The organism is Streptomyces sp. NPDC005551 (assembly GCF_042871785.1).
GTDB lineage: Bacteria > Actinomycetota > Actinomycetes > Streptomycetales > Streptomycetaceae > Streptomyces.
On sequence record NZ_JBIAJE010000001.1, the window covers coordinates 482,038 to 504,133 of the forward strand.

Sequence of the window (22,096 nt, forward strand, 5' to 3'; positions counted from 1 at the left end):
ACCTTCTTAAGCGATCTTTCAGTTTCCCTACACTGACGCCATGGACGAACGGCAGCTGCGGATCCTGCGGGAACTGGGCGAACTGGGCAGCGTGACCGCGGTGGCCGAGGCGTTGCTGGTGACCCCGTCGGCGATCTCCCAGCAACTGCGGCTGCTCCAGCGGGCGATCCCCGTCCCGCTCACCGAACGGCAGGGGCGGCGGCTGGTGCTCACGGACGCGGGCCAGGCCCTGGCCGGAGCGGCGATCGAGGTGGAGACCGCGCTGGAGCGGGCCCGGCACACCGTCGCCGAGTTCGTCGGCCGGCCGGACGGCGAGGTGTCGCTGGCGGCCTTCCACAGCGCGGGGTCGGCGTTCTTCCCTCTGCTGCTCCGCGGGCTCACCGCACCCGGCGGCCCCCGGCTCTCGCTCGCCGACGAGGACGTCCCGCAGGACGACTTCCCGCCGCTGACCAGGCAGTACGACCTCGTACTGGCCCATCGCCTGGAACACGCCCCGGCCTGGCCGCGCACGGTGACCGCGACCACGCTGCTGCGGGAGCCGCTGGACGTCGCCCTGCCCGTCGATCACCCACTGGCCGCCAGGCGGCGGCTCGCGCCGCGCGACGTCGCCGACCAGCCCTGGATCACCGTGCACGACGGCTTCCCGCTCATGGCGACCATCGACGCCATCGCCACCGCGGCGGGCCGCCGCCTGCATCTCGCCCACCGCATCAACGAGTTCGCCGTCGTCGCCGAGGCCGTTGCCGCGGGTGGCGGGCTCGCCCTGATGCCGCGCTGGACCACGCGCCCGCACGCCGCGCTGGTGCTCAGACCGCTGAGCGGCGTCCGCGCCCGGCGGCACATCGACGTGCTCCACCGCCCCGAGCGCACGGCGCGCCGGGCCGTCCGCCGGGTCCTGGCCGAGCTGCACGAGGCCGCCGCGACGATCCGCACCCGAGGCTGACCCGCGCGGCCGTGTGAGGGCCGCCCCCCGCCCGCGAGCTCAGAAGGGATACCAGCGCACGGTCTCGTCGCCGTCCCGCAGCGACGCCACCCGCCGTTCGAACTCGGCGAGCGCCTTCGGACTGGCGGGCGCGTGCTGGGCGACCCACGCGCAACTGGCCGTCTCGCGGGCGCCGCGCAGCACACCGCAGCCCTCCCACGCGCGCACGTCCCAGCCGTAGGCACGGACGAAGGAGTCGTAGGCACCCGCGGGCAGCCCGTAGCGGTCGCGGGAGAGGGCCATCACCACCAGGTCGTGCTCGCGCAGGTCGGCGGAGAAGGTCTCCAGGTCCACCAGGACCGGCCCGTCGGGGCCCACGTGGACGTTGCGGGGGAGCGCGTCGCCGTGGATCGGTCCCGGCGTCAGCCGCGGGGTCAGGGCGGCGGCGGCCGACGCGAAACCGTCACGGCGCTCCCGCAGATACGCGGCGTCCGCGGGGTCGATCGCGTCGCCGGCGAGCCGCAGCCAGCGCTCCACCCCGCCCAGCAGCTCGCGGGGCGGCAGGGTGAACGGCGGGGCGGGCAGCGCGTGCACCACGCGGAGCAGGCCGGCCAGATCCGCCGGCTCCGCAGGGCGCACGGAATCCGGGAGCCGATGCCACACCGTCACCGGGCAGCCGTCCACCAGCAGCGCCTCGGGCTCGGCCGCGCGCACCGCTGGGACGTCCGCCTCGGCGAGCCAGGCGGCGACGGCCAGCTCCCGGCGCGCCCGGTCCAGGAGTTCGGCGTCGCGCCCCACCTTGACCACCAGGTCACCGGCGGCGAACACCGCGTTCTCCCCGAGGGCGAGAAGCCGTGCGTCCCCCGCCGCTTCGGGCAGCACCCCCGCCGCGGCCAGCACGTCCCGCGCCCGCGCCTCGTCCATCCTTCGCCTCCGTGGTCCCGCGTGCACCGCGTCCCGGTCACGCCCTGTTCCCGGCGGCGCCGCCGGCGGTCCCGTGCGGCGCCTAAGGGCTGTCCCGCAATTCCCGGCGGGCGCACGGCGACAGCTACGGCACCTCGCCGCGTTGTCGGATCGCCCGAATACGCCCGGTATGAGGACGACCCTCCGCCTTGCGATGCACCGCATCTGACGCCGCGCGCTGATCCACCGGGAATTGCGGGACAGCCCTCAGTTCCGGCCATCCGTCCGCCAGTGTCGCATTCGTACTGGTCGGAGCGGTCACACGGGATGACGCGCCACCTTGACGCCACGTCAGCGGGTCAGGACCATGACGGGGCCCTGTCCCTGGACGGGCGGCGCCGCAGCGACGACGAGACCCGGATCCGTACGAGCGTGTGAGGAGCCGAATCCGTGACATCAGCGACCGCGACGAAGCCGAATCCGTGACATCGGCGACCGCGACGAAGCGGTCCGGCAAGCGCGCGGGCACGAAGGGCGGGACCCCCCGCCACGGCGGCCACGGCGCCTGGTTCCTGGTGCTGCCCGCGCTGATCCCGATCCTGGTGCTCAGCGTGGGGCCGCTGCTCTACGGGGTCGCGCTGGCGTTCACCGACGCGCAGTCGGGCCGGACGGTGCCCACGCGGTGGGTCGGCGCCCTCAACTTCCAGGACCTGCTGCACGACACGCTGTTCTGGGACTCCTTCCGGATCGGCCTGGTCTGGGCGGTCGGCGTGACCGTGCCGCAGTTCCTGCTCGCGCTCGGGCTCGCGCTGCTGCTCAACCAGGACCTGCGACTGCGCTGGCTGGCCCGGGCGCTGGCGATCGTCCCGTGGGCGATGCCGGAGGTGGTCGTCGGCATCATGTGGCGGCTCGTCTACAACCCGGACGCGGGCATCCTCAACGAGACCCTGCGCGACGCCGGCCTCGGCGACGGCCGGGACTGGCTCTCCGGCCTCGGCACGGCGCTGCCCGCGGTGATCGTCGTCGGTGTCTGGGCCGGCCTGCCGCAGACCACCGTCGCCCTGCTCGCGGGGCTGCAGAACACCCCGCGCGAACTCCACGAGGCAGCCGCGATGGACGGCGCGGGCGCCTGGCGCCGCTTCCTGACGGTCACCTGGCCCGCCCTCCGGCCGGTGGCCCTCGCGATCACGGCGCTCAACCTCATCTGGAACTTCAACTCCTTCGCCCTGGTCTACGTGCTCACCAACGGCGGGCCCGGCGGCCGGACCCGGCTGCCGATGCTGTTCGCGTACGAAGAGGCGTTCCGGTACGGACAGTTCGGCTACGCGGCGGCGATGGGATGCGTGATGGTCGCGGTGATCTCGGTGATGCTCGCGTTCCACCTGGTGGCCCGGCTGCGGGACGGTGACGACCGGTGACCGCCGTGCCGCGTACGAGCAGGGGGCCCTCGGGCCTGCGGACCAGCGGGCGGGGCCGCTTCGGGCAGTACCTCGCCCTGTTCGGGTATCTCCTCTTCCTCGCCTTCCCCTTCCTCTGGCTGATCTCCACGGCCTTCAAGCCGCCGCGCGAGCTGGCCAGCCTGCATCCGACCTGGATCCCCGAGGACCCGACCCTCGCCAACTTCCGGCAGGCCTTCGATGAGCAGCCGCTGCTGCACGCGGCGCTGAACTCGCTGGTCGCGGCCCTCGCGGCGGCGCTGGTCGCGGTGGTGATCGCGACGCCGATGGCCTACGTGATGGCGCGGCACCGCACGCTGCTCGCGAAGGCGGCCACCGGGTGGGTGGTCGTCAGCCAGGCGTTCCCCTTCGTGCTGGTGATCATCCCGCTGTTCCTGGTCCTGAAGAACCTGCGGCTGGTCGACTCGCTGCCGGGACTGGTCATGGTCTACGTGGTGTGGGCGCTGCCCTTCGCACTGTGGATGCTGGTGGGGTACGTGCGGGCGGTGCCCACCGAGCTGGAGGAGGCCGCGGCGGTGGACGGGGCGGGCCGGGCGCGGACACTGGTCTCGATCACGGCCCCGCTGCTGGCGCCGGGCATCGTGGCGACGGCGCTGTTCGCGTTCATCAGCGCGTGGAACGAGTTCTTCTTCGCGCTGGTGCTGCTCAAGACGCCGGACAGGCAGACCCTGCCGGTCGTCCTCACGCACTTCATCGGGGCGGAGGGCGTCGCGGATCTCGGTCCGCTGGCGGCGGCGGCGTTCCTCGCGACGCTGCCCTCCCTCGTCGTCTTCGCGGTCATCCAGAAGCACATCACGGGCGGCATGCTCGCCGGGGCGGTGAAGAGCTGATGATGCGGACACGCTGGAGCCTGTTCCTCACGGTGTGCGCGCTGCTGCTCACCGGCTGCTCGGACGACGGGCGGCACGGGGAGGGCCCCGTCACCCTCCGCTTCCAGTCCCTGGCGTGGCAGGAGGAGTCCGTCACCGCCAACAAGGAGCTGGTGAGGGAGTGGAACGCGACGCACCGGGACGTCAAGGTCGAGTACGTGCAGGGCAGTTGGGACAGCGTTCACGACCAGCTGCTCACCTCCTTCGAGGGTGGCGAGGCACCGGACATCATCCACGACGCCTCGGACGACCTCGCGGACTTCGCTTACGGCGGCTACCTCGCCGACCTGCGGGACCTGCTCCCCGAGCGGCTCAAGTCGGACATCCCGCGGCGCAGTTGGGAGACGACGACGTTCGGGGACGGAATCTACGGGGTGCCGTTCCTCCAGGAGCCGCGGGTGCTCGTCGCGAACGCGACATGGCTGCGCGAGTCGGGCGTGCGTGTCCCGACGCCGGAGCACCCCTGGAGCTGGGGGGAGTTCCGGTCCGTCACGAAGGAGCTGAGCGGTGAGGGCCGCTACGGGGTCGCCTGGCCACTGAAGGAACCGGTCTCGGCCACCCTCAACCTCTCCCTCTCGGCGGGCGGCCGGCTGTTCCACCGCGCCGGGGACGGCAAGGTGGAGGTCCGCTTCGACGCGGCCGACTCCGTGGTGCCGCGGATCGTCCACGACGGGGTGAACAGGGACCGCAGCGCCTCCGGCACCACGCTCGGGATGGGCGGCTCCGACACCCTGCCCGGCTTCTTCGGCGGCAGGTACGCCATGGTCCCGCTCGGCTTCTCCTACCGGCAGCAGCTCGTCCAGCAGGCCCCGAAGGGCTTCGACTGGCAGGTGCTGCCCGCCCCGGCGGGCGCCGACGGCCTCACCCAGGGCGTCAGCCCGCAGACCCTGTCCGTCGCCGAGGACAGCCCGCACAAGAAGGAGGCCGCCGAGTTCCTCGGCTTCCTGCTCCGGCCGGCGAACATGGTCCGGCTCGCACTCGGCGACTGGATGCTGCCCACGGGCACCGAGGCGCTCAGGGACCCGGCCCTGCACACCGCGAAGAACGACTGGGCGACGGGCACGGCGCTGGCCGCGCATCTGCAGTCCGCGCCCGCCCAGTCCGTCCGCGGCTATCCCGAGTGGAAGGACAAGGTCGCGACCCCCGCCTTCCAGGAGTACTACAGCGGGGCGATCGGTCTGGCCGAACTGCGCAGGCGGCTGGTGAAGGACGGGAACCTGGTGCTGGCGCGCTACCAGCGGTGACCTCAGTCGGTTTTCGTGCCGGTCCAGCGCCCCGGATGCACCGGAACGTCACGGTCCGCGTCCCTCGCCCTGCCTGTGCGTCACGGTTGCGGGGAAACGGTGAAGTCCTGGCGTGTGTTGGATAACGGACGGGTCATTCGGTAACGCTCGGATAACGCGGGCACTGCCTGATGAAGCCACCGACCTGTCCGGAGAGTGAGACCGTTACCCCCCTCGGAAGGTTGCACGGGCCGGATCTTGTTCCTTGCCGCAACGGCTACCTAGCGTGAGGTGAACTCCAGTCGAACACCAGGAAGTTGGACCATGCGATCACCGCGCCGAGACATCCCGCCGCTGCCCGAGGTCCGACGCGTCACGCAGAAGAAGCGCGACGCGTGGTGGACCGTGCTCCTCGTCGACCCGGTCGCCACGCCCCTGGTGCGGCAGGTCGCGCTGCGCACCCGGATCACCCCCAACCAGATCACCTGGGGCGCCTTCCTGCTGGGGCTCGCGTCCTCCGTGTTCTTCGCCCTGGGCGACTGGCGGTGGCTGATCGCCGGCGCCTTCCTGTACCACCTGAGCTTCATCCTCGACTGCATGGACGGCAAGGTCGCCCGGCTCACCGGCCAGGGCTCGGTGTTCGGGGCGTGGCTCGACTTCGTCTTCGACCGCATCCGCGTGATGGTGTGCGCGGTGGCGCTGATGGCGGGGCAGTACCAGCGCAGCGGCGACACCCTCTACATCTGGCTCGCCCTCGCGGTGGTCGGCCTGGACACGCTGCGCTACATCAACTCACTGGAGATCTTCAAGATCCGGCACTCGATGCGCAAGCAGATCAAGGCCCGGCTGCGGGAGGCGCGGCGTACGGAGAACCGGGCCGAGCTGACCTTCATGGAGGACCTGCTGCGCAACAACCCCGAGGCGGACATCGAACAGGACCTCCGCAAGGCGGCCACCGGGACCGCGGCGAGCGTCACCGGGACCGTATCGGACGTCACCGGGTCCGCATCGGGCGGCATCACCGGGTCCGCGGCGGACGGGCCGGACGCCGGGGGCGGGACCGCAGCCGGGGACGTGCCGGCCGGTGCGGACGGCTCCGGCGGCTCGGCGGGGCATCCGCCGGCCCGGGTCATCGACCTGCACCAGGAGTTCCGGCACCGGTTCCCCGCGTACCTGCGCGCCCGCTCCTTCCTGCTGCGGCACCGCATCCGTACGCATCTGATCAGCGGCATCGAGTTCCAGATGGGCGTGTTCATCGTCGGGCCGCTCCTCGACGCGGTGACCGAGGCGACGATCGTCTCCGGAGCGCTGCTTCTCGTCTTCGAACTCGCCATCGTCTACAAGCTGTTGTTGTCCACCCGCGACTTCACCCGCACCATCGACTCCTTCGAGCGCGAGGACGTCGCGGCGGCCGCCTGACCGTACGGCGACGTGGCCGGGGTGCGTGCACCCCGGCCACGTACGGCGTTTCGAACGGTCAGACCCCGACCCGCTCGCCCTCGACCGCCGGCGGCTGCTGCGGCCCGGCGAACTGCTCCGGAGCCTCGTCGTGCGTGAGGTCGGGCAGCCGGTGCAGCCACTTCGGGAAGTACCAGTTGTGCTCCCCGAGCAGGGCCATCACCGCCGGGAGCAGCACCCCGCGGATGATCGTCGCGTCGATCAGCACGGCGGCCGCCAGGCCGACGCCCATCTGTTTCATCGACTGCATGGACAGCGTGCCGAAGATCGCGAAGACGGCGACCATGATGACGGCGGCGCTGGTGACGACGCCGGCCGTGGTGACCACTCCGTGCCGGATGGCGTCCTTGGTGGCGAGCCCGCGCAGCCGTGCCTCACGGATCCGCGAGACCACGAAGACGTGGTAGTCCATCGAGAGCCCGAACAGGATCACGAAGAGGAACAGCGGCAGCCAGGTGATGATGGCGCCCACTCCCTCCGCGCCGACCAGCGAGGCGCCCCAGCCGTGCTGGAAGACGCCGACCAGGATGCCGTACGCGGCGCCCACGGACAGCAGGTTGAGGACGATCGACGTGACGGCGATGGTCAGCGAGCGGAACGACAGGAGCATCAGCAGGAAGGCGAAGACCACGACGAACGCGAAGACCGGGACCACCGAGCCGACGAGCTGGTCGTTGAAGTCGCGCGACCCCGCGACCTGTCCGGTGATCGGGGCCTCGACGCCGTCGACCTTGCCGAGCGTGTCCGGCCGCACCTCGTCGCGCAGCAGGTCCAGGCTCTTGCCGGCCTTCTCCTGGTCGGAGCCGCCGACCAGCGGGACGTAGACGAAGGCGACGTTCTGCGCGTCGTGCACCTTGATGTCCACCGGGCCGCGGGTGGCGCCCGAACTGATCGCCCGCGCACGGAAGTCGGCCAGCGCGGACTTCACCTCGGGGGAGTTGATGTCCTGGGCCCTGACGATCACCTCGGCCGGCTCCGTGCCGCCGGGGAAGGCCTCGTTGACCCGGTTGTACGTCGCCACGATGGGCAGCGAGTCACCGAACTCCTTGTCCAGCGTCAGCTGTTCGGTCTTCATGCCGAGCGCGGGGGCGGCGACGGCCAGCAGCGCGCCGGCCGCGACCACCAGGGAGATGCCCGGCTTGGCGAGCACGACCCGCAGCACGGCGCCCCAGAAGCGGCTCTCGCTCCCGCCGGAACGCGCCGGGGTCTGCCGGTCCTTCCTGCGTCGCTTGTCGCGGTGCAGGAACGGCAGACGGCCCTTCTCCACCCGCTCGCCGAGCAGCGAGAGCAGCGCGGGCAGCACCGTGACGGAGCCGACCATGGCGACCGCCACGACCATCAGCGAGGCCAGGCCCATCGCCTCGAACTCGGCGAGGCCGGTGAAGAGCATGCCGGCCATCGCGACGCACACCGTGACACCGGAGACGATGATGGCCCGGCCGCTGGTCGCCGCGGCAATCCGCAGCGCGGTCTGCGCGTCCCGGCCGGCCTCGCGCTCCTCGCGCTCACGCCGGAGGTAGAACAGGCAGTAGTCGACGCCGACCGCGAGACCCACCAGCAGCATCACGGAGTTGGCGGTGTCGCTCATCGGCATCACATGACTGACGATGCCCATGAGGCCCATCGTCGCCATGATCGCGGTGACCGCGAGCGCCACCGGCAGCAGGGCCGCCACCAGCGCGCCGAACGCGATGAGCAGGATGCCGAGGGCCACGGGGACGGCCGACAGTTCGGCCTTCTTGAAGTCGTCCCCGAACGCGTCGTCGAACGTCTTCATCATGCTGGCGCCGCCGATCTCCTCGATCCGCAGCTCCGTGTGGTCCTCCTGCACCCCCTCGACGGCCTTCAGCACCGGCTCGATGCGCTCGCCGGCGGTGTCCGAGTCGCCGCGCACGTCGAACTGCACGAGCGCGCTGCGGCCGTCCTTGGAGATCGTCTTCGTGTCGTACGGCGAGGTCACGTCCGCGACCTCGCCGGTCGCCTCGACCGCCTTCACGACGTCGGCGACGGCGCTGCGGAACGCCGCATCGGTGGTCTTGGTGTCCCCGTCCTTCGCCTGCACCAGGACGGTCTCGCCGGCCGGCTCCTCGATGCCCGCGTCCTCGATGATGTGCGCGGCCGTACTGGTCTCGCCCTTGAGCTGCTCGCTGTCCTTGACGTCGACGCGGCCGACGGCCGAGCCGAGGCCCATGGCCAGGACGACGAACAGCACCCAGATCCCGACGGCCGCCCATCGGTGCCGGGCGCTCCATCCCCCCGCCCGGGCGGCGATCCCCCGCACTCTTGTGTCTCCGTTCCCCATGACGGGCTAGCCCCCTCGTATGCGGTGACAACCCCCTGCCGCCACCTCGCCTTATGAAGGTATGGGCCGGATAAGCGCGTCTCGTCGTGCTTCCCGGTGACCCGCCGGCCGCCCGGGTCCTCCCCTCGGACCCCGGCTCCTCCGCACTGGGGATGATGAGGGCCCCTTACACGTAACGGCGGTTGTCGGGGATGCGGATCAGGGTGACGGTGCCGGACACGGCCGCCGCCACCGCCGACACCGGGGGCGACGGCCGCTCTATGGTGTGCCGATGACGAAGTATGCGGCGCTGCTGCGCGGAATCAACGTGGGCGGCAGCAAGAAGGTGCCGATGGCCGAGCTGCGCACCCTCATGCAGGGGCTCGGGTACACGGACGTGGCCACCTACCTGCAGAGCGGCAACGCGGTGTTCGCCTGCGAGCACGGGGACGAGCGGTCCCTCGCCGCCGACCTGGAGCGGGCCGTCGAGGCGCACTTCGGCTTCGCCGTCGCCGTGCTGGTGCGCGACCACGCCTACCTGAAGGCGGTGCGCGAGGCCTGCCCCTTCCCGGCCGCCGAGCTGGCGGGCAGGCAGCTGCACGCCACGTACTTCTCCGAGCCCGTCACCGCCGGCCGCTTCGCCGCCGTCGACCCGGCGGCCTTCCTGCCGGAGGAGTTCCGTCTCGGCGACCGTGTCCTGTACCTGTACGCCCCCGACGGTCTCGGCCGCTCCAAGCTCGCGGAGACCCTGTCCAAACCCCGGCTCCTGAAGGGCCTCACCGCCACCACCAGGAACTGGAACACGGTCGTCAAGCTGGAGGAACTGACCCGCGACTGAACGGGAGTCCGCTCAGGGGCGACGTCAACCCAGGGCGTCCAGCCGGGACATGTCCTCGGTCGTGAGGCGGAGTGCGGTCGCGTCGAGGTTCTCCTCCAGGTGGGGCAGCGAACCCGTGCCCGGGGTCGGGCAGAGCACGGGGGAGCGGCGCAGCAGCCAGGCCAGGGCGACCTGTCCCGCGGTCGCCCCGTGCGCTGCGGCGATCCCGGCACACACAGGGTGGGACGTCAACGAACCGTTGCCCAGCGGGAACCACGGCAGGAAGGCGATCCCGCGGGCCTCACACAGCCTCAGCAGCGGCTCCGACGCCCGGTCCAGCAGGTGGTAGCGGTTCTGCACGGACGCGACGGCGGTCGACTCCAGCGCGGCCGAGAGCTGCCCGGCGGTGACGGTGTCCAGGCCGATGTGCCGGATCTTGCCCTCGGCGCGCAACGCGTCGAGCGTGCCCAGCTGTTCGGCCATCGGCACGTCCGGGTCCAGGCGGTGCAGCTGGTACAGGCCGATCGAGTCGAGCCGCAGCCGCCGCAGGCTCGCCTCGCACATCGCCCGCAGCCGCTCCGGCCGTCCCGCGACGTGCCAGGCGTCGGCACCGGTGCGGACGACTCCGCCCTTGGTGGCGATCACCAGGTCCTCGGGGTAGGGATGCAGGGCCCGCGCGATCAGTTCCTCGGCGACCGAAGGGCCGTAGTTGTCGGCGGTGTCGATCAGAGTCACCCCGCGCTCGACCGCCCGGCGCAGGACCGCGACGGCGTCCCGGGCGTCCCCGCGCGGACCCCAGTAGCCGGGGCCGGTGAGCTGCGCGGTGCCGTAGCCGAGCCGCCGCACCGGCAGCTCCCCGCCCAGCACGAGACGTTCCGAGATCATTGACGGGAGGTTACCCCTACGGCACGCGGGACCGGCTCCGGCCGGCGCCGCTCGCCCGGCCGCTGTCGCGTTTGTTCAAGAGGAGCGGGCGTGGCGCTTCTAGCGTGGGGCGCATGACGAACGCGTACAAGAACGTGCACCCGTACCTGGCGGAATGCGCCGCCGAGGCCGCGCGGGTGGCCCGCGGCGTCACCCCCGCGCAGCTGGCCGGCCCCACGCACTGCGTGGGCTGGGACGTCCGCGCCCTGGTGAACCACTGGGTCCTCTACACCTCGTACGGTCTGGAGCACCGGGCGCTGCGCAAGCCGCTCCCCGAGGAGCTGACCGGACGCGACTTCACGGCGGACCCGGACTGGGCGGGGGCGTACGCCGCCCAGCTCGACCGCGCCGTCGCCGCCTGGGACGACCCGGCCGTGTGGGAGGGCGACGTGGACCTCGGCATGGCGACGATGCCGGCGGCCGAGCTGGTGCCGATGATCGTGAAGGAGACGGCGGTCCACGGCTGGGACGTGGCCGTCTCCACCGGCCAGGAGTTCCGGGTCCCGGAGGGCGCGGCCCGGCTCGTCCTGGACGTGGTCGAGCGGCACGGCGAGCTCTACCGCCGGTACGACGGCTTCGCCGACCCGGTCGCCGTCCCCGACGACGCGCCCGTCTTCGAGCGCGCCCTGGCCGCGAGCGGCCGGGATCCGCGCCGGGGCGCGACGCGCCGCTGAGGGTCCCCGTGCGGCTCGTCCGGCCCCGGCCGAGGAGCCGGCGGCCGGACCGCCGGCGCCAGCACCGTCGCCGTGCGGCGACGAGGCCTGCCCGTGACGGGTTGCCCGAGCTGCGGGCGAAACGGGTTGCCCGACCACGGGACACGCACGACGCCGGCCGGGGGCACGGCACGTCGCTGCGACGCCGGACCGGGTGCGGGGCATGTCACCGTGGCGCGGGCACGCGGTGACCGCACCGGGTCCACGGCGCGTCTCCGCGACGCCGGCCCCGAGCGCGGCGCGTCCCCGCGACCTCGCCCCGGGCGTGCGGCGCGTGTCACCCCGGTGTCGCTACGCGCCGAGTGCCGTCAGGGCCGGGTGCCTGGCCTCGTCGTACCGTTCCAGCAGGGCGCGCACCACCTCGGGTGCCGGGCCGAGGACCTCGGCCAGGACGTCCGCCTCGGCGGCGCCCCGCGCGATGCGGTCGGGCAGGAAACCGGGCGCCAGAACGTACGGCGCCACCGCCACCCGGGCACAGCCGAGCGCCCGAAGTTCGCGCACGGCGTCCTCGGTGCGCGGAAGGGATGCGGAGGCGAACGCAGGCCGCACGGCACACCAACCGGTGCGCCGCCACTCCCGCGCGATGTCGGCGATCACTGCGATCGCCTCCGGGTCCGTGGACCCCGCCGAGGCCAGGACGACCCCGGTCGAGGACTTGTCGGCGGGCCCGAGCCCCGCCTCGTACAGACGGCGTTCGAGCGCCGCCGTCAGCAGCGGTGACGGGCCGAGCACCTCCGCCTGGCGGACCCGCAGCCGCGACGGCGCGTCCCGCAGCACCGCGGGGATGTCCGCCTTCGCGTGGAAGGCGCGGGTCAGCAGCAGCGGCAGCGCCACCACGTCCCGTACGCCCTCCGCCGCCAGCGACTCCAGCACCCCGTTCACCGACGGGACGTTGAAGTCCAGGAAGCCGGTCTCCACCCGCAGACCGGGCCGCCGCGCCCGCACGCGCCGCACCAGGGCGTGCACGGTCGCGGCATGGCGCGGGTCGCGGCTGCCGTGGGCGATGACGAGCAGGACGGGGCGGGCGGCTGCGGGCACGGGAATCAGCTCTTCACGAGGAGACCGCGGCTGCGCAGCACCCACCGCTCCAGCGGACTGAAGATCAGCAGGTCGATGGCGATACCGACGATCAGGATGAGCAGGATGGCGAGGAAGACCATGGACATGGAGCTGACCGTGCGGCCGTTCTCCAGCAACTGCCCGAGGCCGACGCCCAGTTCCGGCGAGGAGGCGATGATCTCCGCGGCCATCAGCGAGCGCCAGGAGAACGCCCAGCCCTGCTTCAGGCCGGCCAGATAGCCGGGAAGGGCGGCCGGCATGACGATGTGCCAGGTGTGCAGCAGCCCCTTCGCGCCCAGCGTCCGCCCCGCCCGCAGGTACAGCGGGGGCACCTGGTCGACGCCCGACACCAGACCGTTGGCGATGGAGGGCACCGCGCCGAGCAGGATCACCGCGTACATCATCGACGGCTCGAGGCCCAGCCAGATCACGGCGGGCGGCACCCAGGCCACCGACGGGAGCGACTGCAGGCCGGACAGGACAGGACCGATGGCCGCGCGCACGAACCGCACCCGTGCCACCAGCAGGCCCAGCGGGGTGCCGATGGCCAGCGCCATCAGGAAGCCCAGCAGGCCCCGCGAGACGCTCGTCCAGATGTAGCCGAGCAGCTTGCCCTCGAGCCAGGCGTCCTCGACCTCCGCCCACACGTCGGCGGGCGAGGGCAGCTTGGTGGGGTCGTCGACGACCTTGAAGGAGATCAGCGCCTGCCACACCACCAGCACCAGAGCGATGGCGATGACCGGGGGCAGCACCTTCTGCACCAGGGTCTGCCGGAGCGGCGTACGCCTCGTCTGGACCGTCTCCAGCGCGTCGAGGCCCGCTTCAAGCCCGGCCAGCCCGTCGCGGTCCCCGACGTTCGCGTCGGCCTTGGTCTCAGTGCTGGCCATGGCGGCGGATCTCCCCACGCAGTTGTTCGGTGATCTCGACGGAAAGTTCCGCCACGGCGGTGTCCTCGATGCGACGCGGCTGCGGGATGTCCACCGTCCACTCGTGCGCGATGCGCCCGGGACGGGAGGAGAGCAGCACGACCCGCTCGGCGAGCCGGACGGCCTCGCGCACGTTGTGCGTCACGAACAGCACGGAGACGTTCGTCTCGCTCCAGATCCGGGTCAGTTCGTCGTGCAGCACGTCCCGCGTGATGGCGTCCAGCGCGGCGAACGGCTCGTCCATCAGCAGCAGCGGGCTGTCCTGGGCGAGCGCACGGGCCAGCGCGACGCGCTGCCGCATACCGCCCGACAGTTCGTGCACCCGCTTGCCGTACGCGCCCTTCAGCCGGACGAGCTCCAGCAGCTCCTCCGCCCGGCCGCGCCGGTCGGCCTTGGCCACGCCGCGCAGTTTCAGGGCGAGTTCGATGTTCTTGCCGGCCGTCAGCCACGGGAAGAGCGCGTGTTCCTGGAACATCAGGGCGGGCCGGCCGGCCGTGGTGATGGTGCCTGCGGACGGGGCGTCGAGCCCTGCCACCAGGTTGAGCAGTGTGGACTTGCCGCAGCCCGAAGCCCCCAGGAGGGTGACGAACTCGCCCGGCGCGACATCGAGCGAGATGTCGTCGAGGACGAGCTGCTGTCCGGCGGGCCCGGCGAAGGACTTCGAGACGTGCTCGAGCCGCACGGCCTGCTCCACCGACGTGCCGGTGTCGCCTGCCTTGACGAGAGCGGTTGCCATGGTCGTCACCTCCTGGGAACTGATCAGTGTCGGATGGCTACTTGACGCCGAGACCGGCGTCGTCGACGGTGCTCTCGCCCTCGGCCCTGAGAACCTTGTTCAGCAGCGTGAGGTCGTAGATGCCCTTGAGGTCGGGGGCCTCCAGCAGACCGGCCTTGACCGCGTGGTCCGCCTCGGTGTCGAGGGTGGACGCCAGCGGGTCGTCGGTGATCTGGATGGACTTCCACGCCGGGTCGAGGACGTCGGCCGGGAGTTCCTTGCCAGAGTCCTCCTTGAGGCGGGCGTTCGCCGCCGCCTTCGCCTCGTCCGGGTTGGCGTTGATCCACTTGTTGGTCTTCACCGCGCCCTTCAGGACGGCTTCGACAACCTTCGGGTGCTCCTCGAGGAACTTCTGCGACACGATGATGTTCGTGATCACGAACTTCTTGCCGGGCCACAGGTCGGCCTCGTCGAGCAGCACCTTTCCGCCCTCGGCGACCAGCTTGGACGCGGTCGGCTCCGGCACCCACGCGCCGTCGATGGAGCCGGACTTGTAGGCGTCCGGGGTGATCTTGTTGTCCGTGCGGATCACGGACACGTCGCCCTTGCCGCTCTCCGCGTCGACCTTCCAGCCCTGCTCCGCGATCCAGTTGAGGAACGCGACGTCCTGGGTGTTGCCGAGCTGCGGGGTCGCGATCTTCTTGCCCTTGACGTCCTTCAGGGACTTGATCTTCTTCGGGTCGACCACGAGCTTCACACCGCCGGACGCCGAACCGCCGATGATGCGCAGGCTCTTGCCGTCGGACTTGGCGTAGCCGTTGATCGCGGGGGAGGGGCCGATCCAGCCGATGTCGATCGATCCGGAGTTCAGGGCCTCGATCTCGGACGGACCGGCGTTGAAGGTGGCGTACTCGGCCTTCGTGGCGCCCAGTTCCTTCTGGAACAGGCCCTCCTGGCGGCCCACCAGCGCGGTGGCGTGGGTCAGGTTGCCGAAGTAGCCGATCTTCACGGTGTCGAGACCGTCGATCTTCTCGGCGCCGGCGGCGACCTTCGCGGCGCCGTCGTCCTTCGAGTCCGAGCCGTAGCCGCAGGCGGCCAGGGTCAGGAGGGGGAGCGCGGCGACGGCCGCGACGGTGCGGCGGAAGGCGGTGGAGCGGTTGGCAGGCACGGGAGGTGTTCCTCTCGTTGGCCCGGCGGTCACGGTGTTCTCAGGCCGTGGCCGGGAAGTCGGCAGGTCTTCGTTTTCGCGTGCTGTGGGGGGACGGGGCGCGCAGGCAGTGCGCGTACGTCATCGCGCACATCGCGCGACTCCGCCCTGCCCGCTGCCGAGGGCGCCGCTGCCGATGCGGCCGCCCTCCTTCGCGAACGTGGAGTAGAAGTCGGTGGACGTCATGTCAGAAGTCCCACCCGTCGTCGTCCGACGCGTCCCTGACCGGCTCCGGTGCGGCGAAGGACTCGCCGACCATGCCCGCGGTGAGGGTGGTGCCGTCGGCGGGGTCGATCAGGATGAACGAACCGGTGCGCCGGGAGTCGGCGTAGGCGTCGAGGGGGAGCGGCTCGGCGGTGCGGATCTTGACGCGGCCGATGTCGTTGGCGACGAGCCGGCCCGGGTGCGGGTGCAGGGACAGGTCGTCGAGGGTCAGCCGGGACGGGATGTCCTTGACGATCGCCTTGACCGTGCGCGTGCCGTGCTTGAGCAGCACCCGGTGGCCGACGGTGAGCGGCTCGTCGGCGACGTGGCAGACGGTCGCCTCGACGTCCTGGGTGGTCGGGGGTGCGTCCTTGCTCGGCACGATCAGGTCGCCGCGCGAGATGTCGATGTCGTCCTCGAGCAGCAGGGTCACCGACTGCGGGGTCCAGGCGACGTCGACCGGCGTGCCCAGCAGGTCGATCCCGGCGAGCCGCGTCGTGCGGCCGGACGGCAGCACGGTCACGCTCTCGCCGACGCGGAAGGTGCCGGCCGCGATCTGGCCCGCGTAGCCCCGGTAGTCGGGGTGCTCGGCGGTCTGCGGGCGGATCACGTACTGCACGGGCAGCCGTGCGTGGCAGTGCGCCAGGTCGTGGCTGACCGGCACGGTCTCCAGGTGCTCCAGGACCGTCGGACCGCCGTACCAGTCCATGTTCGCGGAGGGTTCCACCACGTTGTCGCCGGCGAGCGCCGAGATCGGGATCGCGGTGATCTCGGGAACGCCCAGTTCGGAGGCGTACGCCGTGAACTCCTCGGCGATCGCGGAGAAGACGGCCTCCCGGTACTCGACGAGGTCCATCTTGTTGACGGCGAGGACGACGTGCGGGACGCGCAGCAGGGCGGCGACCGCGGCGTGCCTGCGGGTCTGCTCGATGACGCCGTTGCGGGCGTCGACGAGCACGACGGCGAGGTCGGCGGTGGAGGCGCCCGTGACCATGTTCCGCGTGTACTGCACGTGCCCGGGGGTGTCGGCGAGGATGAACCGGCGGCGGGCGGTGGCGAAGTAGCGGTAGGCGACGTCGATGGTGATGCCCTGCTCGCGTTCGGCACGCAGGCCGTCGGTGAGCAGTGCCAGGTCGGGTGCTTCCTGGCCGCGGCCGGCGGAGACGCGTGCGACGGCCTCCAGCTGGTCGGTGAGGACCGACTTGGAGTCGTGCAGCAGGCGCCCGACGAGGGTGGACTTGCCGTCGTCGACGGACCCCGCGGTGGCGAACCGCAGCAGGGTGGTGGCCGACAACTGCTCGACCGACAGCGGCTGGGCGGGTTCGGTGGTGCTGGTCATGGCTAGAAGTACCCCTCGCGCTTGCGGTCTTCCATCGCGGCCTCGGACATCTTGTCGTCGGCCCGGGTGGCGCCGCGTTCGGTGAGCCGGGAGGCGGCGATCTCGGCGATCACGGCGTCCAGGGTGGTGGCGTCGGAATCGACGGCGCCGGTGCAGGACATGTCGCCGACGGTCCGGTAGCGCACGAGCCGCTTCTCGACCGTCTCGCCGTCCTTGGGGCCGCCCCACTCGCCGGCGGTCAGCCACATGCCGGCGCGCTGGAACACCTCGCGCTCGTGGGCGAAGTAGATCTCAGGCAGTTCGATGCCCTCGCGGGCGATGTACTGCCACACGTCCAGCTCGGTCCAGTTGCTGAGCGGGAAGACGCGGACGTGTTCGCCGGGGGCGTGGCGGCCGTTGTAGAGCTGCCACAGCTCGGGGCGCTGGCGGCGGGGGTCCCACTGGGAGAACTCGTCGCGCAGGGAGAACACGCGCTCCTTGGCGCGGGCCTTCTCCTCGTCCCGGCGTCCGCCGCCGAAGACGGCGTCGAAACGCTCGGCCTGGATCCGCTCGGTCAGCGGCACGGTCTGGAGCGGGTTGCGGGTGCCGTCCGGACGTTCCCGGAGCTTGCCCGCGTCGATGTACTCCTGCACGGAGGCGACGTGCAGCCGCAGGCCGTGCCGGGCGACCGTGCGGTCGCGGTACTCCAGGACCTCGGGGAAGTTGTGCCCGGTGTCCACGTGCAGCAGGGTGAACGGCACCGGCGCGGGCGCGAACGCCTTCAGCGCCAGGTGGAGCATGACGATGGAGTCCTTGCCGCCGGAGAACAGGATCACCGGCCGCTCGAACTCGCCCGCCACCTCGCGGAAGATGTGGACGGCCTCGGACTCCAGCGCGTCCAGGTGCGAGAGCGCGTACGGGCTGTCCGTCTTTGCGGAGACGGTGGCTGCGGTCGTCATGCGAGACCCCTCTCGGTGAGCAGCGAGTGCACCGCTGCCGCGGACTCCCGCACGGTCTGGGTGTGGGACTCGATGCGCAGGTCGGGCGAGACGGGCTCCTCGTACGGGTCGTCGACCCCGGTGAGCCCCGATATCTCGCCCGCCGCCTGCTTGGCGTACAGCCCCTTCACATCGCGTACGGAGCACACCTCGACCGGGGTCGCCACGTGCACCTCGAGATACGCGGCGCCGCTCGCCCGGTGACGCTCGCGCACGGCCTCGCGGCTGTCCGCGAACGGCGCGATCACCGGCACCAGCGCCTTGACGCCGTTACGGGCGAGCAGGTCGGCGAGAAAGCCGATGCGCTGCACGTTGGTGTGGCGGTCCGCGCGGGAGAAACCGAGGCCCGACGAGAGGAACTCGCGGATCTCGTCACCGTCGAGCACCTCGACGCGGTGGCCCTCCTCGCGCAGCCGGCCGGCCAGCTCGTTCGCGATGGTGGTCTTGCCGGCACTCGGCAGACCCGTGAGCCAGATGGTGGCTCCGGTCGTCACTTGCTTCTCCTGAAAGTCCTGGGAGTGGTGCGTGGTCGTCGTCATCCGTGCAGCCCGCACTCGGTCTTGTTGCGGCCCGCCCAGCGGCCGGCGCGTACGTCCTCGCCCTCCAGCACCCGGCGGGTGCAGGGCGCGCAGCCCACGGACGGGTAGCCGTCCATCAGCAGCGGGTTGGTGAGGACCCCGTGCTCGGCGACGTAGGCGTCCACGTCGTCCTGCGTCCAGCGGGCGATCGGCGAGACCTTCACCTTGCGGCGCTTGTCGTCCCAGCCGACGACGGGCGTGTCCGCCCGGGTCGGGGACTCGTCGCGGCGCAGCCCCGTCGCCCACGCGTCGTACGCCGTCAGGCCCTGTTCCAGCGGCTGCACCTTGCGCAGCCTGCAGCACAGGTCGGGGTCGCGGTCGTGCAGCCGGGGGCCGTACTCGGCGTCCTGCTCGGCGACCGTCTGCCGCGGGGTGAGCGTGATGAGGTTGACGTCCATCACGGCCTCGACCGCGTCCCGGGTGCCGATGGTCTCGGGGAAGTGGTATCCGGTGTCGAGGAACACGACGTCGACCCCGGGCCGGGCACGGGACGCGAGGTGCGCGACCACGGCGTCCTCCATGGAGGAGGTCACGCAGAACCTGCCGCCGAAGGTGTCGGCGGCCCACCGCAGGATGTCCAGTGCGGACGCGTCCTCGAGGTCGCGTCCGGCCTGCTCCGCGAGGCTCTTGAGGTCCTCGGCCGTCCGTCCGTCCTGAAGCGTCGTCATGTCTCGTCCCCTCCAACGTCGTTGAGCCGAACTCCCCGGGACAGCAGCCCGAGGAACTTCAGCTGGAAGGCTCGACTGCAGGCCGCGCATTCCCACGCGCCGTGGCTCTCCTCGTTCGGCCGCAGGTCCTCGTCGCCGCAGTAGGGGCAGTAGAAGGGCGCCGCGCGCTCGCTCATGCGCTGTCCTTCGTCTCGTCGTCCGCACGGCTCACGACAGGGACTCCTCGGAGGCGCGCGCGGCCCAGGCGGCGAAGCGTTCGCCTTCCTCGCGCTCGGCCTGGTAGCGCCTGAGGACCCGCTCGACGTAGTCGGGCAGCTCGTCCGAGGTGACCTTGAGGCCGCGGACCTTGCGGCCGAAGCCGGCCTCCAGGCCGAGCGCGCCGCCCAGGTGCACCTGGTAGCCCTCGACCTGCTCGCCCCGGTCGTCGAGGACCAGCTGGCCCTTGAGACCGATGTCCGCGACCTGGATACGGGCGCAGGCGTTCGGGCAGCCGTTGAGGTTGATGGTGACGGGCTCGTCGAACTCGGGGATGCGGCGCTCGAGTTCGTCGATCAGGGAGGCGCCCCGCGCCTTGGTCTCGACGATGGCCAGCTTGCAGTACTCGATGCCCGTGCAGGCCATCGTGCCGCGCCGGAAGGCCGAGGGCCGGACGGTCAGGTCCAGCGCCTCCAGGGCCTCGGTCAGCGACTCGACCCGGTCCTGCTCCACGTCGAGCACGATCATCTTCTGCTCGACCGTGGTGCGCAGCCGGCCCGAGCCGTGGGCCTCGGCGAGTTCGGCGATCTTCGTCAGGGTGGCGCCGTCCACGCGGCCGACGCGCGGCGCGAAGCCGACGTAGAAGCGGCCGTCCCGCTGCCGGTGGACGCCGATGTGGTCGCGCCAGCGGGCGACGGGCTCGGCGGGCGCCGGGCCGTCGACGAGCTTGCGCTTCAGGTACTCGTCCTCCAGGACCTGGCGGAACTTCTCGACGCCCCAGTCGGCCAGCAGGAACTTCAGCCGGGCGCGGTTGCGCAGCCGCCGGTAGCCGTAGTCGCGGAAGATCGAGATGACGCCTTCCCAGGCGTCGGCGACCTCGTCCAGCGGGACCCAGGCGCCGAGGCGCTGGCCGATCTTGGGGTTGGTGGAGAGGCCGCCGCCGACCCACAGGTCGAAGCCGGGGCCGTGCTCGGGGTGGTGCACGCCGACGAAGGCGACGTCGTTGATCTCGTGGGCCACGTCCAGCAGCGGGGAGCCCGAGATCGCGGTCTTGAACTTGCGCGGCAGGTTGGAGAAGGCCTTGTCGCCGATGAAGCGGCGGTGGATCTCCTCGACGGCGGGGGTGCCGTCGATGATCTCGTCCTCCGCGATGCCGGCGACCGGTGAGCCGAGGATGGTGCGGGGCGTGTCGCCGCAGGCCTCGGTGGTCGAGAGGCCGACGGCCTCCAGGCGGTTCCAGATCTCGGGGACGTCCTCGATGCGGATCCAGTGCAGCTGGATGTTCTGCCGGTCGGTGATGTCGGCGCTGCCGCGTGCGAACTCCTGCGAGATCTCGCCGATGACCCGCAGCTGGGCGGTGGTCAGTCGGCCGCCGTCGATGCGCACCCGCAGCATGAAGAACTTGTCGTCCAGCTCCTCGGGCTCCAGGATCGCGGTCTTGCCGCCGTCGATCCCGGGCTTGCGCTGGGTGTAGAGGCCCCACCAGCGCATCCGGCCGCGCAGGTCGTTGGGGTCGATCGAGTCGAAGCCCCGCTTGGAGTAGATCGTCTCAATGCGTGTCCGCACGTTGAGACCGTCGTCGTCCTTCTTGAACTGTTCGTTGCCATTGAGCGGGGTGAAGTGACCCACGGCCCACTGACCCTCGCCGCGGTGACGGCTCACCTTGCGGCGGGGCGCGGCGGGATTCTGCGGGGTGGCGGCCATGGCTGATACGTCCTTCGGGACTACGGGACAGGCAAGAGGGCGGCTCTGACCTGCACATATGGGCACATACCGAAGTATGGGCGCGTCATTGCGCAAGGTTCACGAAAGGGGGGATCTCGGCGGCGCTGGGCTGATCAGCTCGCCGGACAGATGGCGCTGGACATGCGGCAGAGATCGACGTGTCGCCGACTCACCAAGGCAATCCCAGTTCCAGACATGACGGAAGCGTGTCACGGGCATCTCGGGGGAGTCCACCATTGTCCGTCATGTGGACATGCTTGTCCCGAATCGCAAGACGCGAGTGTTGTCGATCACATGGCGGCGCGGTTGCCCTGCTGCCGAGGGGGTGTCACACCCCGGGCCGCTCACCTGGCTTCGGCCCCGGGCCAGGGGCCGGGTGCGGCTACGTCGGGCTCCTCCTCGACCCTGGTGTCGAAGAGCTTGAAGCCGCGCCGCAGGTAGTTGTCCATGGCGTGCTCGCCGTCCTTGCTGCACGTGTGCAGCCAGACCCGCCTGGTCTCGGCCCGCCCGGGCCAGCGCCCGGCCAGGTCCCAGGCGCGCGCGGCACCGTAGGAGAGCAGGTGCCCGCCGATCCGGCGGCCCCGGAAGGCGGGTATCAGCCCGAAGTACGCGATCTCCACGGCCCCGTCGTCCTGCGGGTCCAGCTCCACGTATCCCGCGGGCGTCCCCCGGTCGTACGCGACCCACGTCTCCACACCCGGCCGGTCCAGCACCGCCTGCCACCGCGCGTACGTCCAGCCGAGCCGGTCGGTCCAGCGGATGTCCCCGCCGACCGACGCGTAAAGGAAGCGGCTGAACTCGGGCGAGGGCACCTCGGCGCGGACGATCCTGACGTCCGCGCCGGGCGCGGAGGCGGGCAGCAGGTCGGAGGGGGCCGTCTGCTCCAGGGACCAGGTGGTCACGATGAGGTTGCTCATGCCGGCCAGGGAACCACGG

22 protein-coding genes are annotated in these 22,096 nt (G+C 71.5%); 7 read left to right on the plus strand and 15 right to left on the minus strand.

The features are described 5' to 3' along the window. Positions 1 to 40 precede the first annotated feature (40 nt). Entirely contained in the window at positions 41 to 943 is a 903-nt protein-coding gene (locus ACFYP4_RS01875) for a LysR family transcriptional regulator (protein WP_358853821.1), read from the plus strand. 39 nt (positions 944 to 982) lie between these two features. Here the strand turns inward: ACFYP4_RS01875 and ACFYP4_RS01880 are convergent, their stop codons facing one another. Further along, on the minus strand, positions 983 to 1,846 hold the full coding sequence (locus tag ACFYP4_RS01880; RefSeq protein WP_358853820.1) for an aminoglycoside phosphotransferase family protein: 864 nt from the start codon (positions 1,844 to 1,846) through the stop codon (positions 983 to 985). 461 nt (positions 1,847 to 2,307) lie between these two features. Between ACFYP4_RS01880 and ACFYP4_RS01885 the strand changes: the two genes are divergently transcribed. From ACFYP4_RS01885 to ACFYP4_RS01900, 4 genes are all read left to right on the plus strand, one after another. Next, a complete protein-coding gene (locus ACFYP4_RS01885) occupies positions 2,308 to 3,243 on the plus strand; it encodes a sugar ABC transporter permease (protein WP_358853819.1) in 936 nt (311 codons plus the stop codon). A 35-nt stretch (positions 3,244 to 3,278) separates the two neighbouring features. Continuing rightward, a complete protein-coding gene (locus tag ACFYP4_RS01890) occupies positions 3,279 to 4,112 on the plus strand; it encodes a carbohydrate ABC transporter permease (protein WP_388782679.1) in 834 nt (277 codons plus the stop codon). A 2-nt stretch (positions 4,113 to 4,114) separates the two neighbouring features. After that, on the plus strand, positions 4,115 to 5,395 hold the full coding sequence (locus ACFYP4_RS01895; RefSeq protein ID WP_358853840.1) for a sugar ABC transporter substrate-binding protein: 1,281 nt from the start codon (positions 4,115 to 4,117) through the stop codon (positions 5,393 to 5,395). 303 nt (positions 5,396 to 5,698) lie between these two features. Beyond that, entirely contained in the window at positions 5,699 to 6,793 is a 1,095-nt protein-coding gene (locus ACFYP4_RS01900; RefSeq protein WP_358853818.1) for a CDP-alcohol phosphatidyltransferase family protein, read from the plus strand. Positions 6,794 to 6,851: 58 nt separating this feature from the next. On the opposite strand, the gene ACFYP4_RS01905 is transcribed toward ACFYP4_RS01900, so the two are convergent. Continuing rightward, positions 6,852 to 9,134 carry an MMPL family transporter gene (locus ACFYP4_RS01905; protein WP_388781720.1) on the minus strand — a complete coding sequence of 761 codons (2,283 nt, stop codon included), beginning with the start codon at positions 9,132 to 9,134 and terminating at the stop codon, positions 6,852 to 6,854. Positions 9,135 to 9,405: 271 nt separating this feature from the next. Between ACFYP4_RS01905 and ACFYP4_RS01910 the strand changes: the two genes are divergently transcribed. Then, positions 9,406 to 9,951, plus strand: a complete 546-nt coding sequence (locus ACFYP4_RS01910; RefSeq protein ID WP_358853816.1) for a DUF1697 domain-containing protein — start codon at positions 9,406 to 9,408, stop codon at positions 9,949 to 9,951. 24 nt (positions 9,952 to 9,975) lie between these two features. Here ACFYP4_RS01910 and ACFYP4_RS01915 read toward each other — a convergent pair whose 3' ends face one another. Further along, on the minus strand, positions 9,976 to 10,815 hold the full coding sequence (locus ACFYP4_RS01915; protein ID WP_358853815.1) for an aldo/keto reductase: 840 nt from the start codon (positions 10,813 to 10,815) through the stop codon (positions 9,976 to 9,978). Positions 10,816 to 10,928: 113 nt separating this feature from the next. Between ACFYP4_RS01915 and ACFYP4_RS01920 the strand changes: the two genes are divergently transcribed. Then, on the plus strand, positions 10,929 to 11,528 hold the full coding sequence (locus tag ACFYP4_RS01920) for a TIGR03086 family metal-binding protein (protein WP_388781724.1): 600 nt from the start codon (positions 10,929 to 10,931) through the stop codon (positions 11,526 to 11,528). A 330-nt stretch (positions 11,529 to 11,858) separates the two neighbouring features. Here the strand turns inward: ACFYP4_RS01920 and ACFYP4_RS01925 are convergent, their stop codons facing one another. The 12 genes from ACFYP4_RS01925 to ACFYP4_RS01980 form a co-directional block, all read right to left on the minus strand. Beyond that, the gene (locus ACFYP4_RS01925; RefSeq protein WP_388781727.1) at positions 11,859 to 12,605 is read right to left on the minus strand and encodes a sirohydrochlorin chelatase; all 747 of its coding nucleotides are present in this window, start codon (positions 12,603 to 12,605) and stop codon (positions 11,859 to 11,861) included. A gap of 5 nt (positions 12,606 to 12,610) precedes the next feature. Next, positions 12,611 to 13,513: an ABC transporter permease gene (locus tag ACFYP4_RS01930; RefSeq protein WP_358853812.1), complete on the minus strand. Its 903-nt coding sequence runs from the start codon at positions 13,511 to 13,513 to the stop codon at positions 12,611 to 12,613. Further along, positions 13,500 to 14,288 carry an ABC transporter ATP-binding protein gene (locus ACFYP4_RS01935; protein ID WP_358853811.1) on the minus strand — a complete coding sequence of 263 codons (789 nt, stop codon included), beginning with the start codon at positions 14,286 to 14,288 and terminating at the stop codon, positions 13,500 to 13,502. Before ACFYP4_RS01935 ends, ACFYP4_RS01930 begins: the two co-directional genes overlap by 14 nt. A gap of 37 nt (positions 14,289 to 14,325) precedes the next feature. Then, positions 14,326 to 15,435, minus strand: coding sequence for an aliphatic sulfonate ABC transporter substrate-binding protein (locus ACFYP4_RS01940; protein WP_358853810.1), 1,110 nt, complete (start codon positions 15,433 to 15,435; stop codon positions 14,326 to 14,328). A 226-nt stretch (positions 15,436 to 15,661) separates the two neighbouring features. Beyond that, positions 15,662 to 17,017 (minus strand): GTP-binding protein, encoded by a 1,356-nt coding sequence (locus ACFYP4_RS01945; protein WP_358853809.1) that lies wholly within the window; start codon positions 17,015 to 17,017, stop codon positions 15,662 to 15,664. A gap of 2 nt (positions 17,018 to 17,019) precedes the next feature. Then, entirely contained in the window at positions 17,020 to 17,955 is a 936-nt protein-coding gene (gene cysD, locus ACFYP4_RS01950; RefSeq protein ID WP_358853808.1) for a sulfate adenylyltransferase subunit CysD, read from the minus strand. Beyond that, a complete protein-coding gene (cysC, locus tag ACFYP4_RS01955; protein WP_358853807.1) occupies positions 17,952 to 18,533 on the minus strand; it encodes an adenylyl-sulfate kinase in 582 nt (193 codons plus the stop codon). The genes cysD and cysC overlap by 4 nt, the downstream gene beginning before the upstream one ends. Continuing rightward, positions 18,530 to 19,240 carry a phosphoadenylyl-sulfate reductase gene (locus tag ACFYP4_RS01960; protein ID WP_358853806.1) on the minus strand — a complete coding sequence of 237 codons (711 nt, stop codon included), beginning with the start codon at positions 19,238 to 19,240 and terminating at the stop codon, positions 18,530 to 18,532. Before ACFYP4_RS01960 ends, cysC begins: the two co-directional genes overlap by 4 nt. After that, positions 19,237 to 19,416 carry a hypothetical protein gene (locus tag ACFYP4_RS01965; protein WP_358853805.1) on the minus strand — a complete coding sequence of 60 codons (180 nt, stop codon included), beginning with the start codon at positions 19,414 to 19,416 and terminating at the stop codon, positions 19,237 to 19,239. Before ACFYP4_RS01965 ends, ACFYP4_RS01960 begins: the two co-directional genes overlap by 4 nt. Before the next feature lie 31 nt (positions 19,417 to 19,447). Further along, positions 19,448 to 21,139: a nitrite/sulfite reductase gene (locus tag ACFYP4_RS01970; protein ID WP_358853804.1), complete on the minus strand. Its 1,692-nt coding sequence runs from the start codon at positions 21,137 to 21,139 to the stop codon at positions 19,448 to 19,450. Between the two features lie 134 nt (positions 21,140 to 21,273). Next, positions 21,274 to 21,357: a putative leader peptide gene (locus tag ACFYP4_RS01975; protein WP_316944184.1), complete on the minus strand. Its 84-nt coding sequence runs from the start codon at positions 21,355 to 21,357 to the stop codon at positions 21,274 to 21,276. Between the two features lie 147 nt (positions 21,358 to 21,504). Further along, positions 21,505 to 22,077 (minus strand): GNAT family N-acetyltransferase, encoded by a 573-nt coding sequence (locus tag ACFYP4_RS01980; protein WP_358853803.1) that lies wholly within the window; start codon positions 22,075 to 22,077, stop codon positions 21,505 to 21,507. Positions 22,078 to 22,096: the final 19 nt, after the last annotated feature.

Coding starts and splice junctions, on each gene's coding strand:
- ACFYP4_RS01945 (WP_358853809.1), bottom strand. CDS start 17,017: ATGACCAGCACCACCGAACCCGCCCAGCCGCTGTCGGTCGAGCAGTTG.
- ACFYP4_RS01960 (WP_358853806.1), bottom strand. CDS start 19,240: ATGACGACGCTTCAGGACGGACGGACGGCCGAGGACCTCAAGAGCCTC.
- ACFYP4_RS01920 (WP_388781724.1), top strand. CDS start 10,929: ATGACGAACGCGTACAAGAACGTGCACCCGTACCTGGCGGAATGCGCC.
- ACFYP4_RS01975 (WP_316944184.1), bottom strand. CDS start 21,357: ATGTCTGGAACTGGGATTGCCTTGGTGAGTCGGCGACACGTCGATCTC.
- ACFYP4_RS01900 (WP_358853818.1), top strand. CDS start 5,699: ATGCGATCACCGCGCCGAGACATCCCGCCGCTGCCCGAGGTCCGACGC.
- ACFYP4_RS01910 (WP_358853816.1), top strand. CDS start 9,406: ATGACGAAGTATGCGGCGCTGCTGCGCGGAATCAACGTGGGCGGCAGC.
- cysD (WP_358853808.1), bottom strand. CDS start 17,955: ATGACGACCGCAGCCACCGTCTCCGCAAAGACGGACAGCCCGTACGCG.
- ACFYP4_RS01895 (WP_358853840.1), top strand. CDS start 4,115: ATGCGGACACGCTGGAGCCTGTTCCTCACGGTGTGCGCGCTGCTGCTC.
- ACFYP4_RS01980 (WP_358853803.1), bottom strand. CDS start 22,077: ATGAGCAACCTCATCGTGACCACCTGGTCCCTGGAGCAGACGGCCCCC.
- ACFYP4_RS01970 (WP_358853804.1), bottom strand. CDS start 21,139: ATGGCCGCCACCCCGCAGAATCCCGCCGCGCCCCGCCGCAAGGTGAGC.
- ACFYP4_RS01880 (WP_358853820.1), bottom strand. CDS start 1,846: ATGGACGAGGCGCGGGCGCGGGACGTGCTGGCCGCGGCGGGGGTGCTG.
- ACFYP4_RS01905 (WP_388781720.1), bottom strand. CDS start 9,134: ATGGGGAACGGAGACACAAGAGTGCGGGGGATCGCCGCCCGGGCGGGG.
- ACFYP4_RS01875 (WP_358853821.1), top strand. CDS start 41: ATGGACGAACGGCAGCTGCGGATCCTGCGGGAACTGGGCGAACTGGGC.
- ACFYP4_RS01965 (WP_358853805.1), bottom strand. CDS start 19,416: ATGAGCGAGCGCGCGGCGCCCTTCTACTGCCCCTACTGCGGCGACGAG.
- cysC (WP_358853807.1), bottom strand. CDS start 18,533: ATGACGACGACCACGCACCACTCCCAGGACTTTCAGGAGAAGCAAGTG.
- ACFYP4_RS01915 (WP_358853815.1), bottom strand. CDS start 10,815: ATGATCTCGGAACGTCTCGTGCTGGGCGGGGAGCTGCCGGTGCGGCGG.
- ACFYP4_RS01935 (WP_358853811.1), bottom strand. CDS start 14,288: ATGGCAACCGCTCTCGTCAAGGCAGGCGACACCGGCACGTCGGTGGAG.
- ACFYP4_RS01930 (WP_358853812.1), bottom strand. CDS start 13,513: ATGGCCAGCACTGAGACCAAGGCCGACGCGAACGTCGGGGACCGCGAC.